Annotated in this window: 13 protein-coding genes, 2 tRNA genes and 1 pseudogene; 11 read left to right on the top strand and 5 right to left on the bottom strand. The window is 62.2% G+C overall.

Translation table 11 applies throughout. The annotated features are described in order from the left end of the window. Positions 1-11: 11 nt before the first annotated feature. The gene (locus AC1VNY_RS28330) at positions 12-1,439 is read right to left on the bottom strand and encodes an FAD-binding oxidoreductase (protein ID WP_482407661.1); all 1,428 of its coding nucleotides are present in this window, start codon (positions 1,437-1,439) and stop codon (positions 12-14) included. 134 nt (positions 1,440-1,573) lie between these two features. After that, positions 1,574-2,533, bottom strand: a complete 960-nt coding sequence (locus AC1VNY_RS28335) for an L-threonylcarbamoyladenylate synthase (RefSeq protein ID WP_482407662.1) — start codon at positions 2,531-2,533, stop codon at positions 1,574-1,576. 105 nt (positions 2,534-2,638) lie between these two features. Between AC1VNY_RS28335 and AC1VNY_RS28340 the strand changes: the two genes are divergently transcribed. Then, positions 2,639-2,715: transfer RNA gene (locus AC1VNY_RS28340), tRNA-Pro, on the top strand. A 298-nt stretch (positions 2,716-3,013) separates the two neighbouring features. On the opposite strand, the gene AC1VNY_RS28345 is transcribed toward AC1VNY_RS28340, so the two are convergent. Next, a complete protein-coding gene (locus AC1VNY_RS28345) occupies positions 3,014-4,270 on the bottom strand; it encodes a site-specific integrase (RefSeq protein ID WP_482407663.1) in 1,257 nt (418 codons plus the stop codon). A 576-nt stretch (positions 4,271-4,846) separates the two neighbouring features. Between AC1VNY_RS28345 and AC1VNY_RS28350 the strand changes: the two genes are divergently transcribed. The 8 genes from AC1VNY_RS28350 to AC1VNY_RS28385 all read left to right on the top strand — a co-directional run bounded on the left by AC1VNY_RS28350 (position 4,847) and on the right by AC1VNY_RS28385 (position 13,346). Continuing rightward, a complete protein-coding gene (locus tag AC1VNY_RS28350) occupies positions 4,847-5,227 on the top strand; it encodes a hypothetical protein (protein ID WP_482407664.1) in 381 nt (126 codons plus the stop codon). A gap of 717 nt (positions 5,228-5,944) precedes the next feature. Then, on the top strand, positions 5,945-7,045 hold the full coding sequence (sfnG, locus tag AC1VNY_RS28355; RefSeq protein ID WP_482407665.1) for a dimethylsulfone monooxygenase SfnG: 1,101 nt from the start codon (positions 5,945-5,947) through the stop codon (positions 7,043-7,045). 22 nt (positions 7,046-7,067) lie between these two features. Further along, the gene (locus AC1VNY_RS28360) at positions 7,068-7,985 is read left to right on the top strand and encodes an ABC transporter ATP-binding protein (protein WP_482407681.1); all 918 of its coding nucleotides are present in this window, start codon (positions 7,068-7,070) and stop codon (positions 7,983-7,985) included. Beyond that, positions 7,985-8,875, top strand: a complete 891-nt coding sequence (locus AC1VNY_RS28365; RefSeq protein WP_168855828.1) for a branched-chain amino acid ABC transporter permease — start codon at positions 7,985-7,987, stop codon at positions 8,873-8,875. The genes AC1VNY_RS28360 and AC1VNY_RS28365 overlap by 1 nt, the downstream gene beginning before the upstream one ends. A gap of 39 nt (positions 8,876-8,914) precedes the next feature. Continuing rightward, positions 8,915-9,946 carry a branched-chain amino acid ABC transporter permease gene (locus tag AC1VNY_RS28370; protein ID WP_482407682.1) on the top strand — a complete coding sequence of 344 codons (1,032 nt, stop codon included), beginning with the start codon at positions 8,915-8,917 and terminating at the stop codon, positions 9,944-9,946. A gap of 2 nt (positions 9,947-9,948) precedes the next feature. Beyond that, positions 9,949-11,277, top strand: a complete 1,329-nt coding sequence (locus AC1VNY_RS28375) for an ABC transporter substrate-binding protein (RefSeq protein ID WP_482407666.1) — start codon at positions 9,949-9,951, stop codon at positions 11,275-11,277. Between the two features lie 61 nt (positions 11,278-11,338). Next, positions 11,339-12,124, top strand: a complete 786-nt coding sequence (locus tag AC1VNY_RS28380) for an ABC transporter ATP-binding protein (protein WP_482407667.1) — start codon at positions 11,339-11,341, stop codon at positions 12,122-12,124. A gap of 25 nt (positions 12,125-12,149) precedes the next feature. After that, positions 12,150-13,346, top strand: coding sequence for an acyl-CoA dehydrogenase family protein (locus AC1VNY_RS28385; RefSeq protein WP_168855825.1), 1,197 nt, complete (start codon positions 12,150-12,152; stop codon positions 13,344-13,346). Between the two features lie 437 nt (positions 13,347-13,783). Here AC1VNY_RS28385 and AC1VNY_RS28390 read toward each other — a convergent pair. Then, positions 13,784-13,903, bottom strand: a pseudogene (locus tag AC1VNY_RS28390) (IS630 family transposase); the annotation flags it as partial. A 299-nt stretch (positions 13,904-14,202) separates the two neighbouring features. On the opposite strand from AC1VNY_RS28390, the gene AC1VNY_RS28395 reads away from it, so the two are divergent. Further along, positions 14,203-14,448, top strand: a complete 246-nt coding sequence (locus tag AC1VNY_RS28395; RefSeq protein WP_482407683.1) for an excisionase family DNA-binding protein — start codon at positions 14,203-14,205, stop codon at positions 14,446-14,448. Positions 14,449-14,600: 152 nt separating this feature from the next. On the opposite strand, the gene AC1VNY_RS28400 is transcribed toward AC1VNY_RS28395, so the two are convergent. Then, positions 14,601-15,977: a tyrosine-type recombinase/integrase gene (locus AC1VNY_RS28400; protein WP_482407668.1), complete on the bottom strand. Its 1,377-nt coding sequence runs from the start codon at positions 15,975-15,977 to the stop codon at positions 14,601-14,603. Between the two features lie 72 nt (positions 15,978-16,049). Here AC1VNY_RS28400 and AC1VNY_RS28405 point away from each other — a divergent pair. Beyond that, positions 16,050-16,167: transfer RNA gene (locus AC1VNY_RS28405), tRNA-Glu, on the top strand. Positions 16,168-16,236: the final 69 nt, after the last annotated feature.

Raw genomic sequence — 16,236 nt, forward strand, 5'->3', positions numbered from 1 at the left:
CGCCTGCGCGGTCACAGCACCTTGCCCGGGTTCATGATGCCGAGCGGATCGAGCATCGCCTTGACCTGCCGCATCAGCTCGATCGCGACCTTGTCCTTGACGTCAGGCAGTTCGTCGCGCTTGAGCACGCCGATGCCGTGCTCGGCAGAGATCGAGCCGCCCATCCGCAGCACGATCTCGAACACGACGGCATTCACGTCGTGCCAGCGCGCGAGGAAGTCGGCCGCATTGGCGCCGACCGGCTGGCTGACATTGTAGTGGATGTTGCCGTCGCCGAGATGGCCGAACGGCACCGGCCGCGAACCCGGGATCAGCTTCACCACGGCAGCATTGGCTTCCTCGATGAAGGCGGGCACGGCGGCGACCGGCACCGAGATATCGTGCTTGATCGAGCCGCCTTCCGGCTTCTGCGCCGCCGACATCTCGTCGCGCAGCTTCCAGAACGCCTGGCGCTGGCTCAGATTGGCGGCGATCACGGCGTCGTCGACGATGCCGTCCTCCATGCCCTGGGCCAGGATCGCCTCGAGCGTGTCGCGTGCATCGTCGCGCGACGACGACAATTCCATCAGCACGTACCAGCGATGCTTGCTGGTCAGGGGATCGCGGATATCGATGCCGTGGCGGATCGAGAAGTCGACCGCGACGTCGGCGAGCAGTTCGAAGCTCGTCAACGCACCGGCCGCTTGATCGCGCGAGATCGACAGCAGCTTGAGTGCAGCCGCGGGCGACTTCAGACCGACATAGGCGGTCTCGACCGCACGCGGCCGCGGAAACAGCTTTAGCGTAGCCGCGGTGATGATGCCGAGCGTGCCTTCTGCGCCGATGAAGAGATTGCGCAAATCGTAGCCTGTGTTGTCCTTTTTCAGCTTCGACAGCGCGTTCAGCACGCGCCCGTCAGCCAGCACGACTTCGACCCCGAGCGCCATTTCGCGCGCCACGCCGTAGGCGAGCGCTCCGGTGCCGCCGGCATTGGTCGAGAGGTTGCCGCCGATGGTGCAACTGCCCTCGGCGCCGAGCGAGAGCGGAAACAGCCGGTCGACCTCGGCCGCCTTCTGCTGCGCGATCTGCAGCACCACGCCGGCCTCGCAGGTCATGGTGTTGGATTCGACGTCGATGTCGCGGATCTTGTCGAGACGCCGGAGCGAGACCACGACCTCGCCATTGTGCGGCGTCTGGCCGCCGACAAGGCCGGTATTGCCGCCCTGCGGCACCAGCGCGATCCTGTGCTCGGTCGCAAGCTTGCAGATCGCAGCGACTTCGGCGGTCGAACCGGGGCGCAGCACCAGCGGCGAGCGGCCGTGGAACAGGTCGCGCTCCTCGGTGACGTAAGGCTTGATGTCGGCGGCATCGGTCACCGCATATTTCGCGCCGACGATGGTGCGGAATTTTTCAAGCAATTCGGGCGGAAGCGGCGGCACCGCTGATTGGACGATGTTCATTTTTTCTTGGTCTTTCACTCAGTCGGGGATCTCTGCCTAAGCATGCCCTTCGCGCAAACGCTTCGCGTTTGACGCAAGGGAAAACCGGTTCCCGCTTGGCCCTAACGCGGCCGTTCCGGTCCGGGTCATGCTTGTTACCGCCCAACGGCTGCGCGGCGCAGCCGGTCATTGATGGCTTCGCCCAATCCGTCCTCGGGAATGGGCGTCACCGCGATCGCATCCGCGTTTCTCTTGTCGAGGGTGCGAAGGTAGCCGAACAGATTGGCGGCGGCCTCGGCAAGGTCGCCGCGCTCGGACAGGTTCATCTCCACCGAGGCGCATTCGCGCCGCGCGACCTTGGCTGGCCCGAACGACAGCAAGGCTTCGCCGACATGGACGTCGCTGGCGTTGAGCCGGACCGGTGTCCGTGGCGCGTAGTGCGAGGCGAGCATGCCGGGGGCAACCGGCTGGGCGTCGTTTTCCGCGTCTTGCGGCGGCGACTGCAAGGGGTGGCCGAGCACGCGCTCGATCTCGGCGCGCGTCAGCCCGCCCGGCCGCAGCAGCACCGGATCGGAGAAGCAGCCGACGATGGTGGATTCGACGCCGACCTCGACCGGCCCGCCGTCGACGATCAGGTCGATGCGACCGGCGAGATCGCCGTTCACATGCTCGGCAGTGGTCGGCGAGACATGGCCGGAGAGATTGGCCGACGGCGCTACCACGGCACCGCCGAAAGCCTTGATGATGTCGCGCGCCACTTTGTGGGCCGGGATGCGGATGGCGACCGTATCGAGCCCGGCGGTCGCGAGTTCCGCAACCGGGCAGGAGAGCGCCTTCGGCAGCACCAGGGTCAGGGGACCGGGCCAGAACGCGTCCGCCAATCGCAGGGCCTGCCCGTTGAACAGGGCAATCCGGCGGGCGGCGCCGAGATCGGCGACATGGGCAATCAGGGGATTGAAGGCCGGCCGGCCCTTGGCCTCGTAAAGCCGGGCGATCGCGGCGGCGTTCCCGGCATCGGCGCCGAGGCCGTAAACCGTCTCGGTCGGAAACGCCACCAGGCCGCCCTCGGCCAGGACCCCGGCGGCGGTCGCCGTGGCGGCGGCGCCAGCGGACAAAACGTGCGTTTTCAGACCTGTATCCACTGTGACTAGATTCCTCAATTGCGTGGCTCGTGGTCCCTTGCGGTCCCCGAAACCCGACGCTATAAGCCGGCCCTCAGTCGGAGTGTGGCTCAGCCCGGTAGAGCACTGCGTTCGGGACGCAGGGGTCGCAGGTTCGAATCCTGCCACTCCGACCATTCTTTCAAGCACTTATAGGTTCTGTGTTTTTTGTGCGCAACGAAATGCGCAACGATTTGAGTCTCGGTAGCCATGTCTGTCGCCCTCGAGGCAACCGTCAAGGACGTCGAACAGCGGTCCGCGGCGGCCTTGTACTGTTCTAAATCGGAAAAAAGACGATCGGGAAGCCCGAGGGAACTAGCCCCTGTCGGGATGCTACATCGAACACCATCAAGCACCACAAGTCCTCCCTTCGGACCTACGAGCTGATTTGGCGGATATCAAAGCACGAATAGCTCGCGGAGAGTAGTGGTCAGCTCAGCGCCTTGCCGCAAAAGCTTTCGCCGCCTCTTCCTGAAAGTCCGGGTGGTGATGGCCATAGTTGGCCTCTAATTGCTCAACGGTCATGCCGAGCCAGCCAGCGGCTTCCCACATGTCGACGCCCGCCTGCATCAACCATGTCGCCGCTGTATGGCGCAGTGAATGCCGGACGACGTCGTCGCCCAGCCCGGCGTCCTCCAGAATACCATTCCAGGCTGACCTGATCTTGCCAGCAAGCGGCTGGCCGTCGTGCATGCGGTTCACGACGAACCGGATTTGTTCACCGTCTCTCATAACCCCTGAGGCGCGGAGTTCTGCAGATCGAGCTTGGTCGATCCTGCGCCATCGAATCAGATGCGGACGCAGGCGGCTAGCGATCTTTGCCGGCGGCCGCCGTTTCTTGGTCGACTGCTCCAGCGCCCCTTTGCCCTGGTAGACCATCGCATCAAGGTTCATCCATGGATGGGTCGTTGTTGGTAGCCACTGGGTGCGCCGGATGGTCTCTTCGCGACGAGCACTGTAAATACCGATCAGGCAGAAGCGCGCCGCGGGATAGCGACGACGAATGATCCACCGCTCCCGTCGCACGAGCTCGCCATCCTCGCTGCGCTTCCACGTTTCCTCCTCGGTGTCCCACACGTAGCCGATTGTTGCTCCGAGTAGGCGCGCTGCCTCGTTGCGCGTTAGCCATCGGTGTCGTCCTTCGGCTTTAGGAGGAAGAGTGATCTTTGGAACGACGGTGAGCGTATGCTCGGCGTGGTAGGCGTTCACGGCAGCGCGTAGATCTTCGAGTCGGCGTCGTGCGGTTTGATCAGAGACTGCCCCGTTGCGTGCCTTGATGCCAGCCTTCCTATGATTGTCGTTCGCAGTACCGGTGGACCAATCGACAAAGTCGCGACAAAGCTGAGCTTTAAGCTGACTGACGGTTTTATCGCCAAAAAAGTTGTTAAGATCGAGCAAGCGAATGAGCAGCAGGTCATGTTGTGCCCACGCGCGTTCATCGCCCGTGTCCTTGGGCCGCTTTGAAATTTCGTAGGCAGTGAGGACGTCGGCTATCGCGAGGACGTTCGGGTCAGTTGCCCCGATGGTGCTGGTATGTCGCTCGCCGATATAGGTCTCGAGCGCCTTCGCAGCCCCGTCAATGTCGTCGCGGCTGCAGCCTGTGCGGATTTGCCGGCCACGATCGAGGATGATCCAGGTTTCATCGTCCTCTCTAAACCAGAGTCGTGGCGGCTTGGCTTTGCGGCCCGGCATGACGGCTTGACCAATTTGCAGATCGCTCGAGGGGTTGTCAGATCCTTGCCCGCAACTTTGGCGATTTCAAGAGTCCCAGTGGCCGCGGCTCTGCGCAACGATGATATTGTCAACGGACCGAGTGGGAAGAACACTGCCGCGGCCTCGACAAGGGTCATTACTTCATCCTCACCCCATTGGGCAGGATCGGGCCGCGCTTTTGCGCGAGCGAGCTTGTCGATCTTGCGCTTCGGCATTCCTTGAACGCGTTGCTCGTGGGGTCGCGCTGTCTTTGGATCGGAGCGTTAGGTCCTAAGTGTAGACGAAATCCACTCTTCGAGCAGTCCTACTGATGCGTGGATGGGGTAATCGGCGGCTTACGACTGCGAATCGGACAATTGTGCTTGCAGAGCGCAGTGGAGTGGCGGCGGCCCTTTGCTCCGGGGACAGTGGTGAGCAGCTCAATAGGCGGGAGGATCTTATTCGGGCTTGAGGTGGCGCCGCCCTATCGCAGGTTCTGCAATCTCAACAACCTGTGACAGCCGAAGCTATCGTGAGAACGAGTCTCGGCTGTCTGACATCACACTCGACTGGATGGTGGAATTCATCACCGAGAAGATTCCCGAAGCAGGGCGCGTGATCGTCGACAAGAACCTGTTACGGCTCTATCCGCCGGCCGATGGAATGATGCGCGACGAATGGTCGGATGGGCGGAACCGCATTCCGTTGGTCGAAAGCGGTCCGCGACGTGCCAGAAACCGCGCAACTTCACGAGACGGTCTATCAAAGGCTTGCGATGAGCTCGGTCCGCAACTTTACGAGCTTTGGCCCGTACAGGCCAGTCGCTCTGCGAAATCATCTAAAGGCAAAGGCGTTCTTCGAACCAGCCTCGACGGAGAAGGATCTCGCCGCGAGATAACATTCCAAATGAAAAACAAACGTGCCTCGCTTTATGAGGGAGACTCAGCGGCGAAGTAGACCCTCGCTGCCCGACAACGCCGATCACTTCGTTTCTGAATAGAGGGGGGCAATGTAATCTGTCCAATCCAACCTATCGATCGATCGCGGCCGCAACCTCCTATTGGATAAACTAAGCCAGCGACACCGCATCGCAAGGAACTGCTCGGATTTGGCAAATGGATAACCACAGTCTTCGCGCTCGTGTCATTCCGATGGCAGGAAATTCAACTGCTGATGCAATGGAGGTCCAGCGATACACTTGTTGGACGGCTCTCGATTTTGCTATCAAAGCCGCTTGCCATTATCTTCAGCAGGCGAGTCTTCGCAACCGAGTTTTCGCCTGCATGGCAACAATCGTCGCGTTTCGCGTCAACAAAAGAATACCGCTTTCCCGGACGCGCTGAAAAAGAGTTTGGCTTGGACTCGCTCGTCCCAATTTTCTCTGAGAGTATTGGTTGCTCGCCGATGATGCTTGCGAGGGGAACGTGGATGACTTTCAAGGGCCTCTTTGACCGATCTCGAACCTGCGTTGCGCAGCTGATGTCCTATCGCGCACCGTGTTGTTGACGCACCGATTGCGCGCCGGCGCGGATCAGGGCTGATCGCGCAAAGTTTCCCATCCCGATCTCAGTGACGGCTTGAACGAGCTGTGTCGTAACCCGCGCCAGCCGCAGCGTGAATGCATCGTGTTGCTTGCGTCACACTTGCAAATCCAAACTTCAGAAGGACATTCCTATGACCGCGAACCATGATCAGATCAAATTCGCCTATTGGGTGCCGAACGTTTCCGGCGGCCTCGTGATCAGCAAGATCGAGCAGCGAACCGGGTGGGATATCGATTACAATCGCCGGCTGGCGCAGATCGCGGAACAGGCGGGGTTCGACTATGCCCTGAGCCAGATCCGCTTTACGGCCGGCTATGGCGCCGAGTTCCAGCACGAGCCGGTCGCCTTTAGCCACGCGCTGCTCGCGGCGACCACGAAGCTGAAGGTGATCGCGGCGCTGCTGCCCGGGCCTTGGAATCCGGCGGTCGCCGCCAAGCAGATTGCCACCATCAGCCAGCTCACCGAGGGCCGCGTTGCGGTCAATATCGTCTCTGGCTGGTTCCGTGGCGAGTTCACCGCGATCGGCGAACCCTGGCTCGATCACGACGAACGCTACCGGCGCTCGGAAGAGTTCATCCGGTCGCTACGCGGGATTTGGACTCAAGACAGCTTTACCTTCCGCGGCGATTTCTATCGCTTCAGCGACTACACGCTGAAGCCGAAGCCGGCCCAGCCGCTGCCCGAGATCTTCCAGGGCGGCAGCTCACGCGCGGCGCGCGACATGGCCGCGCGGGTGTCGGACTGGTACTTCACCAACGGCAACTCGGTCGATGAGATCAAGAAGCAGGTCGACGACATCAGGGCCAAGGTAAGGGCCAACAACCATTCGGTCAGGATCGGCGTCAATGCGTTTGCGATCGCGCGCGATAGCGAGGCCGAGGCGCGCAGCGTCCTCAACGAAATCATCGTCAAGGCCGATCCGGAGGCCGTCGATGCCTTTGGTCACGAGGTCAAGAACGCCGGCAAGGCCTCGCCGGAAGGTCAGGGCAATTGGGCCAAATCGAGCTTCGAGGATCTCGTCCAGTACAATGACGGCTTCAAGACCAACCTGATAGGCACGCCCGAGCAGATCGCCGAGCGCATCATCGCGCTCAAGGCGGTCGGGGTCGACTTGGTGCTGCTCGGCTTCCTCCATTTCCAGGAAGAGGTCGAGTATTTCGGCCGCCGCATCATTCCGCTGGTGCGTGCACTGGAAGCGGACGCGTCGCGGCACGTCCAGGCCGCCGAGTGATCCGGGAAACATTGGCGTGACCATGATCGCAGCAAGCGCGGGTGTGCTTCCATTGGATGGCGCCCTTGTCGAGCCGGCGCTCTCTGCGCCCTTGTCCGCGCGCGCGGACGTCGCGGACCGTGCGCTCGTGAAACGAGACAGTGGCGAGATCCAGCCGGTGCTCGCGCTTGCTAACATCTCGCTCTCGTTCGGCGGCGTCGCCGCACTGCGCGACGTCGATCTCGAGGTCGCACAAGGCGAGATCCGCGCGGTGATCGGCCCCAACGGTGCCGGCAAGAGCTCGCTGCTCAATGTCATCAGCGGGCTTTACCGGCCGGACCGGGGCCGGGTCTGGCTCGGCGAGCATTCCTTCGGCCATGTACCGACGGCGCGGCTGGCGCAGCATGGTGTGGCGCGGACGTTCCAGAATCTCGCTGTGTTCAAGGGCCTCTCGGTGCGCGACAACGTCCTGATGGGACTGGCGCACCGGGTCCGCGCCGGCTTTCTGCGCCAGATCGCCGGCTCGCCTCTGGCGCGGCGGATCGAAGCGGAGAACCGCGCCGCCGCAGAAGACGTCATCGGCTTCCTGCACCTTCGCGAGGTGCGCGACCGCGCCGCCGGAACCTTGCCCTATGGTTTGCAGAAGCGCGTCGAGTTGGCGCGCGCGCTGGTGGCGCGGCCGTCGCTTTTGCTGCTCGACGAGCCCTTTGCGGGCGTCACGCTCGGCGAGAAGCACGAATTGGCTGCGCATGTCCGCAACGCCCGCGACAGCTATGGCGCCACCATCGTCCTAATCGAGCATGACATCGGTGTGGTGATGCGGCTGTCCGATCGCATCGCGGTGCTCGACTATGGCCGCAAAATCGCCGACGGCACGCCGGACCAGGTGCGGTCCGACCAGGCGGTCGTCGATGCCTATCTCGGCGTCGCGCATGCGGACGAAACGGAGCTCGCACTTTGATGTTTGACTATCAATTCCTCATCGAAGTGCTGGTGGGCGGTCTGCTATCGGGCGTGATGTATTCGCTGGTCGCGATCGGCTTCGTGGTGATTTACAAGACTTCGGGCGTGCTCAACTTCGCGCAGGGCGCGATGCTGCTGTTCGCGGCGCTGACCTTCGTCAGTCTGGTCGAGCGCGGCGTCGCGCTTCCGCTCGCGCTGCTGGCGACACTCGCGATCATGGTCGCGCTCGGTGTCGCGGTCGAGCGCACGGTGTTGCGGCCGCTGGTCAACCAGCCGCCGATCACCTTGTTCATGGCGACGCTGGGGCTATCCTATGTGATCGAAGGCGCGGCGCAGCTGTTGTGGGGCACCCAGGTCCACGGCCTCGACATCGGCATCAGCGACGTGCCGCTCGATATCGCCGGCGTCTTCATCAGCCGGTTCGACCTGTTCGCGGCGGCGGTGGCGGGCAGCCTGGTTGCGCTGTTCGCGCTGTTCTTCCGCACCACGCGGACAGGGCTGTCGTTCCGCGCCGTCGCCGACGATCCGTTTGCAGCACTTGCGGTCGGCCTTCGCCTGCCGCGGGTGTGGGCCATCGTGTGGACGGTCGCCGGCATCGTTGCGCTGGTCGCCGGATTGCTGTGGGGCGCGCGGCTCGGCGTGCAGTTCTCGCTGTCGCTGGTGGTGCTCAAGGCGCTGCCGGTGCTCGTGCTCGGCGGCTTCGATTCGATCGCCGGCGCCATCGTCGGGGGCCTCCTGATCGGCGCGATCGAGAAGCTCGCCGAGGTCTATGTCGGCCCGTTGGTCGGCGGCGGCATCGAGGCTTGGGCGGCCTATGTCGTCGCGCTGGCATTCCTATTGGTGCGGCCCTCGGGACTGTTCGGGCAGAAGCTGGTCGAGAGGGTCTAGCACGTGGACGCAACCTCGAACCCGCGCCAGACCCGCCCCATCGACCGCATCCTGATCGGCATCGGCGCAGTGATTGCGTTCGGCGTTATCCCGCTCGCCGGTTCGGATTATTTGATGGACGCGGTTCTGACGCCGTTCCTCGCGCTCGGGCTCGCCGCGGTCGGGCTCAACGTCCTCACCGGCTATGCTGGGCAGGTGTCGCTCGGCTCGGCCGCGTTCCTCGCGGTCGGCGCCTATGCCGCCTACAATCTGCATCTCCGTGTGCCCGAGCTGCCGCTGCTGCTCGATCTGGTGTTGGCCGGCCTCGTCGCGGCCGCGATCGGCATCGTGTTCGGGCTGCCGAGCCTGCGGTTGCGCGGGTTCTATCTCGCGGTCTCGACGCTCGCGGCGCAGTTCTTCGTACAATGGGCGCTGACCAAGTTCGGCTGGTTCTCCAACGACAATCCGTCCGGCGTGATCGACGCGCCGGCGCTGACCATCGCCGGCTATTCCTTCACCAGCGCGGCGGGCCGCTACCTGTTCTCGCTGGCCGTCGTGACGGTGGCGACGATCCTGACCTTGCTGCTGCTGCAATCGCAGACCGGCCGCAACTTCATCGCGGTCCGCGATCACGAGATCGCGGCAAAGGTGATCGGTGTGCCGCTGCTACGGACCAAGCTGCTGGCGTTCGGCGTCTCCTCGTTCCTGATCGGGGTCGCTGGGGTGCTGTGGGCCTTTGCCTACCTGCGCACGGTCGAGCCGGCCGGCTTCAATCTCGATCGCTCGTTCCAGATCCTCTTCATCATCATCATCGGTGGATTGGCATCGCTGCGCGGCGCGTTCCTCGGCGCGGCCTTCATCGTGGTGTTTCCGCTGATCCTGTCGCGGCTCGGCGCGGCGCTGCTCGGTGGCGTGTTCGACTCCGGCGTGCTGGAGATGAGCCAGCGCATCGTGGTCGGTGCGCTGATCATCGCCTTTTTGATCGCGGAGCCGCGCGGATTGATCGCGCTGTGGGACCGGTTTCGCGCGGCGTCGGCCGCGTGGACCGGCTTCCGCAAGACGTTTCCTGCAACTGACACATCAAGGAGCTGACGATGAGGTTTCGACACTTGAAATTCGCGCTGGGGGTAGTGGGTGTCCTTGCATTTGCCGGAGCACCGGCGGTCCACGCCGACGAGCAGTTCTTTCCGCTGCAAAGCTATCGGGTTGGCCCCTATGCCGCCGGCGGCACCGGCTTCTTCGGCGGCTTCATCGACTATCTGAACCTAATCAATATCCGCGACGGCGGCGTCAACGGTGTAAAACTGACCTGGGACGAGGGCGAGACCCAGTACGAGGTCGAGCGCGGCGTCGAGGTCTATGAGCGGTTGAAGAACCGGCCCGGCGTCGCAGCCTGGAATCCGCTGTCGGTAGGCATCGCCTACGCCATGATCGACCGCATCACCAAGGACAAGGTGCCGCTGATCACCGTCAACCATGGCCGCACCGATTCGACCGACGGTCGCGTCTTTCCCTACGTCTTCCCGCTGCTGCTCAATCCTTACAGCGAGACCTCTGGTATCGTGAACTACATCGCGAGCCGCGAAGGCGGCGTCGACAGGCTCAAGGACAAGAAAATCGTCGTGCTCTATCACGGCTCGCCCTACGGCAAGGAGACGATCCCGATCTACAAGCTCCTCGCGGACAAGTATCATTTCAGCGTCGAGCAGATCGAGGTGCCGCATCCCGGCAACGAGCAGCAGTCGCAGTGGCTCTCGATCCGGCGCGCCAAGCCCGACTATGTGGTGCTGCGCGGCTGGGGCGTGATGAATCCGGTGGCGCTGAAGACCGCGCAGAAGGTCGGCTTCCCGGCCGACCACATCATCGGCAATGTCTGGTCCAATTCCGAGGAAGACGTGATCCCAGCGGGCGACGCCGCCAAAGGCTATATCGCGATCACCACGCAAGCCTCCGGTGCCGAATATCCGGTGCTGCAAGAGGTGATCAAGACCGTCTATGGCGCAGGCAAGGGCAATCTCGACGACAAGAAGCGGATCGGCAGCGTCTACCACAACCTCGGCATCGTGAACGGCATCCTCAACGTCGAGGCGATCAGGATCGCGCAGGCGAAGTTCGGCAAGCGCACGCTGACCGGCGACGAGGTGCGCTGGGGCTTTGAGCATCTGCAGCTGAATCCGGCGCGGGTCGAGGCGCTCGGCGCCAAGGGGCTGTTCCATTCGATCAATGTCACTTGGGACAATCACGAGGGCGACGGCCGCGTCACCTTCCAGCAGTGGGATGGCGCGAGGTGGAAGGTGGTGTCGGACTGGATCGCGCCGGACTGGGCGTCCCTGCGGCCGATCATCGAGAAGTCCGCGGCCGCCTATGCCCAGGAGCACGGCATCAAGCCCCGCACTTCCGGCGACGATCCGGTCAGCCAGTAATTGATCGCGCCGCTGCGGGAGCCTTATGCCTCCCGCAGCCGGTAACTCGACGGATCGAACCATGAGTGAAGTCCTGCTCTCAGTCGACGGCCTGGCCGCGACCTACAATCACGCCATCCGCGCCGTCAGCGACGTGTCGCTCGTGGTGCGGCCGGGCGAAATTGTCGCCGTGCTCGGCGCCAACAGCGCCGGCAAATCGACCACCTTGCAGGCAGTGTCGGCGCTGCTGCCCGCCCGCCGCGGCCAGATCACTGCGGGCCGCATCCTGTTCGACGGCCACGATCTTGCCGGCATATCGGCCGCCGCGCTAGTGCGGGTCGGCATCGTGCCGGTGCTCGAAGGGCGGCACTGTTTTGCGTCGCTGACGGTCGAGGAGAACCTCTTCACCGGCGCGATCGGGCGCGATGCGACCCGCGCCGAGACCGCAGATGATCTCGACCGCGTCTACACGCTGTTTCCGCGGCTGAAGGAGCGGCGCCGTTCGCTGGCCGGGCTGACCTCCGGCGGCGAGCAGCAGATGACAGCGATCGGCCGCGCCCTGATGTCGCGGCCGCGGTTGCTGGTGCTCGATGAGCCGTCGATGGGGCTGGCGCCGCTCGTCGTGGAGGGGATTTTTCGCGCGCTCAAACAGCTCAATGCCGAGCAGGGTCTGTCGATCCTGGTCGCGGAGCAGAACTCGACGGTGGCGCTGCGCTTCGCCGACCACGCTGTCGTGCTCGAGAACGGCCGCAGCGTGCTCGCGGGTGCCGCCGCCGAACTGCGGCGGCGCGGCGACATCAAGACGCTCTATCTCGGCGGATCGTCACAAGCCGATCCGAGCCGGCAGCCGACCCAGGCTGTCGCTTGACATCAACCCGGACAGGAGAATGACCATGGCCCAAGAAAATCTCGCCCGAAAGATCGACGACGACGTCTATGCAAGACTCGACGCCGCGATCGACGCCACCGTAAAGGTGAACGCCGATCGCAACGACAAGGAGAGCCGGTTTCCGCGCGAGAATCTGCGTGCGCTGTCGGAGGCCGGATGGACCGGTGTGCTGAACGAGGTGCAGCATGGCGGGCTCGGCCTCGCTCACGTCGACTTCGCCGAAGCCGCCTATCGCATCGGGCAAGCCGATGCCTCGACCGGCCTCGTCTATGTGATGCATGTCGGCGCGGCCCAAACTATCAATCTGTTCGGCAGCGCCGACCAGAAGGAGCGCTGGCTCAAATCCAACAATGGCGGCCTGCTCGGCACCTATTCGACCAGCGAGCGCGCCACCGGCGGGCACTGGTGGTTCAATCTCTCGGAAGCCTCGCGCGATGGCGAGGATTATCTGGTCAATGCCGAGAAGTCGTTCACGACCAGCTCGGGCCAAGCCGATTACTATGTGGTGCAGACGCGCACGCCCGGCGCAAAGGACCAGGCCGATATCGTGTTCTTCATCGTCGACGGCAAGGCCGAAGGGATCGAATCACGGCCTTGGGATGCGCTCGGCGTGCGGGCCAATCATTCAGGCCCGATCCGCTACAGCAATGTGCGGGTGCCACGACACGACCGGCTCGGCGGCGAGGGGCAGGGCAAGGAAATCATCTATGACGGCGTGTCGCCGGTCTACCTGATCGGACTCGGCGCGGTCTGGGAAGGCGTGGCGCGCGGAGCGCTGAACGCGGCGGTGGCGCACACCACGAGCTTCGTGCACAAGGATCGGAATAAGAGCCTATCGGATTACCAGGCGATCCGGCAGGAGCTCGGCGCCGCCAAGGTGCTCGTCGAGACCTTGCGGCCGTGGCGCAACGAGCTCGCGGCGCGACTCGACGTGCTGTGGCGCGCCGGCAGGCCGCAGAGCGAGATCCTGATTCCGCTGACCGAATTCAAGGTCCACGCCGCCGAGGTCGCCAACAAGGTCGCGGCCACCGCGCTGACGGTGACCGGCGGCTATGGCTACCATCGGGGTCCGATCGAGCGATCCTATCGAGACGCGCGCGCAGCGATCGCGATGGGCCCGTCGAATGTGATCGCACGGGACTGGATCGGCAAGGCGCTGGTCGGCCTACCATTGGAGCTGTTCTACGAAGGCGGTGAGTAAGGCCTCACGGCCTCTACTCCATAGGCCGCGGATGACCGTCCACTACGTCGGTAGTTGACCGCGAACCGCGAATTTGTACAAGCTTAGGGGCCCTTCAGAAGTCGTTGGCAGTCTTTGGCTCGCTCGATCAACTTTGCAGCAAGGTGCTAGATAACGGCGTTATCTAGCCCTCCCGCTTGCGCGGTAGGGAGTGGGGTAACACCAAGAGCATTGCTTGTTTTAAAGATCGGAAAGAGTGCTGGATATCTGCAATACAGGCCATCGGAGCCAAGCAGATTGGAAGGATGCGCAGCCTGTTCTGATGGCCGATAGCTGCTCAGCGGTTACTCCTCCACGAACGACTGATCGGTAGGCCACTTATGAATCATTGAAAAATTGATTCGGGAATCCTGATAAGAAATCCAGCAATCTGCCAAAGTAGTGCTAGTCACGTGAATCTAAAGTTCACCACATAAAGTCTGGTGAGCTTTGTTGCAGAAGCGTTTAACGGAAGCCAAAATCTGGTTGGCAGACTTAGTCCATTTGAAGGGCTTCGGGTTTTTGTTGTGCAGCTTGCGTGGCGTCAAGACTGATGCGGAGTACGCCTCCGATGCCCTGTCCAGCATCAGATCTCCTGTCGTCCTGATCGGGTACAATCTCAGTTACGAAAAATTCAGCGTTGTCGTTCGTAGCCGAGTCTTTTCTGCCACTTCCTGACGCTCGCTAGGGCCCTCCCTTCTGCTCCTTTGCTTCCATTGACGTTGAATGCGGGGCGCCTCAGGGTAGCTCCTTCGATTATGGAGGAGACGCGATCTTGATACGGCGTGGTCAGGACCTCGAAAGCAGTGTCCAAGTTGAACGTAGTGCAGCCGCAGATATGCCGGTGCCCAGCCATCTGCGTCGCCTCCCGTTTGCGCAGCGGGTGACCTGCACTGTCGCGGAGGCCTGTGAAGCGACAGGTCTCGGGCGGACCAAGATCTATGAACTAATCGGAGATGGTCGAGTTGCCACGACGACGGTCGGTCGCCGTCGTCTAGTCATTGTGCAATCTCTGTTGGCTCTGGTTGGTGTCAATGCGAAACCAGCCGACCCTGGACAGGTTCGCGGTCCTGATGACAGCTGACGATGGCACGGCTGCCATATAGATCGTGAATTGGCTCTTACCTTGGTTGTCGCCTCAGCCCGGTAAAGCCCCGAGTTTGGAAGCCTGATGCTATCAGTCGTGTGGTGGAAGCCACTATAGAGTGTGCTTTTGCAGTAAGCGCCTCTTATTGATCATCCGAGCCCAACCGAATTTTCGCCGTGGCGCGGGACCAGGGAGACAACTGCCGCCCGAGCGAGATCTTCCAACGCCGTTGAGATATATTTAGCGTAATGCCGCTCAATCATTTTCACGGAAGTGTTGTGCAGCTTAGCAACGTGTTGAATAGGGAGTCGGTTTCGCAATCCGCGAACGATGCTGGAATGTCGCAACGCATAAGGAATAGCGTCTGGTAGCGCAGCGCGATCTCGGATGGCGTGCCATGGACGAGTAAGTTCTGCCGTCTTCCATGGACCGCGTTTTGACTTTCTCCAAATGATGCTGCCGGCCTCCTGCTCGTAGCTCCATCGCTCGAACAACGGCGCCTCTTTTGGGCGATCCAATATGGCTGGCAACAGGACTTGGATGACATCTTCGCCGACCGGAACTGGAACGGAGCCACCGTTGCCACCACGCCCCTTGTATGAACCTGGCACCATCAAGCGCTGCTCTTCCCATTGTGCATCACTGACGCGCATCCGTCTTGCCTGTGCAAATCGCGCACCCGTGGCTGCAAGGCACACGACAATGCGATGTAGGTCGCCTTCGAATCTCTGCTCATCGTCGATCTCGCGCGCGGCCCGAAGTAGGGTGCAGATTTGCGCATCCGCAAGGACTTGGTTGTCTCGAGCGACTGATGACTCATCATCATCATCGATGCGCTCAGCTTTAAATCCGTCTTTCACAATCGAAGGGAACGTTGGGTTCAGCTTCTTTTGCTCCGCCGACAGGCGGGGCCATGCTGCATTCAGCCCGGCCTTCAGATCATTTATGAGCCGCTGTTTTGTCGTGGCCTTCAATTCGACAGGAAGATCCTCGCGCCACGTCAAAAGATCATCTTCCCGTAGCGCGTGCAGATGCACTGCGGCTAGAGAGGCGGCCTCAACGGCTTCCTGGCTACCACGCTCCTCTTGACCAAGAACATAACGCCGCAAGCGGTGACCAGCATCGGATCGAACCTCGCGACCCGCCCGTCGGCTATCACGGGCATTACGTTCCCTGATGTACGTCTCTACGGCCGTACGCACGGTGGGTGCCGGTCCGGCCGCTTGAGCCGCCGCTTCTATTCTGAACCGGGTGACGTGTTCCCGCGCTTGGGCCGCCGCCAGCTCGAAAGTCAGCGTGCCTTCGGCAAGTTTGTCGTTGACGTCGTTGGCGATGCCGACCGGCGCCTGCTTGTAGTTGGCTCCGTCATGGTGATTGCGCCAGCGCACGAGCCAAACGCCGCTCCGCTTGCCCTTGCGGTAGCCAAGATGCGCCTCGGCATCGAGGCGACGCCAATGCACGCCAAGCTCCAGTCTGGAGCGCGCCTTGGCAGTCGTGATCTGAGCCTCAGTGAGTGTCTTTGTCATAGTATACGACCCCGGAGTCGTCGAATATCCGTCGAATAAGCATCGGCGTACAAGGCCGAACAGCGAAGAACGGCTTTTAGCTAAGTGATTGACAAGGCTAGATTATGACGAACGAGTGCGGACCTGGCCGGGCAAGGTTTCCAGCCCTCTCAAGGCTGAAACAGGGGTTCGATTCCCCTAGGGAGCGCCAAAGTCGTCCGCAACCTATTGAGCTTACAAGATTATTTTTGCGTTTGAAGCTTCCTGAAAACGGGAGCGC

The sequence above is a fragment of the Bradyrhizobium ferriligni genome (assembly GCF_056837965.1).

Excerpts from the sequence above, each read along its gene's own strand:
- AC1VNY_RS28330 (WP_482407661.1), bottom strand. The coding sequence starts at position 1,439 with ATGAACATCGTCCAATCAGCGGTGCCGCCGCTTCCGCCCGAATTGCTT.
- AC1VNY_RS28345 (WP_482407663.1), bottom strand. The coding sequence starts at position 4,270 with ATGCCGGGCCGCAAAGCCAAGCCGCCACGACTCTGGTTTAGAGAGGAC.
- sfnG (WP_482407665.1), top strand. The coding sequence starts at position 5,945 with ATGACCGCGAACCATGATCAGATCAAATTCGCCTATTGGGTGCCGAAC.
- AC1VNY_RS28360 (WP_482407681.1), top strand. The coding sequence starts at position 7,068 with ATGATCGCAGCAAGCGCGGGTGTGCTTCCATTGGATGGCGCCCTTGTC.
- AC1VNY_RS28365 (WP_168855828.1), top strand. The coding sequence starts at position 7,985 with ATGTTTGACTATCAATTCCTCATCGAAGTGCTGGTGGGCGGTCTGCTA.
- AC1VNY_RS28375 (WP_482407666.1), top strand. The coding sequence starts at position 9,949 with ATGAGGTTTCGACACTTGAAATTCGCGCTGGGGGTAGTGGGTGTCCTT.
- AC1VNY_RS28380 (WP_482407667.1), top strand. The coding sequence starts at position 11,339 with ATGAGTGAAGTCCTGCTCTCAGTCGACGGCCTGGCCGCGACCTACAAT.
- AC1VNY_RS28385 (WP_168855825.1), top strand. The coding sequence starts at position 12,150 with ATGGCCCAAGAAAATCTCGCCCGAAAGATCGACGACGACGTCTATGCA.
- AC1VNY_RS28395 (WP_482407683.1), top strand. The coding sequence starts at position 14,203 with ATGCCGGTGCCCAGCCATCTGCGTCGCCTCCCGTTTGCGCAGCGGGTG.
- AC1VNY_RS28400 (WP_482407668.1), bottom strand. The coding sequence starts at position 15,977 with ATGACAAAGACACTCACTGAGGCTCAGATCACGACTGCCAAGGCGCGC.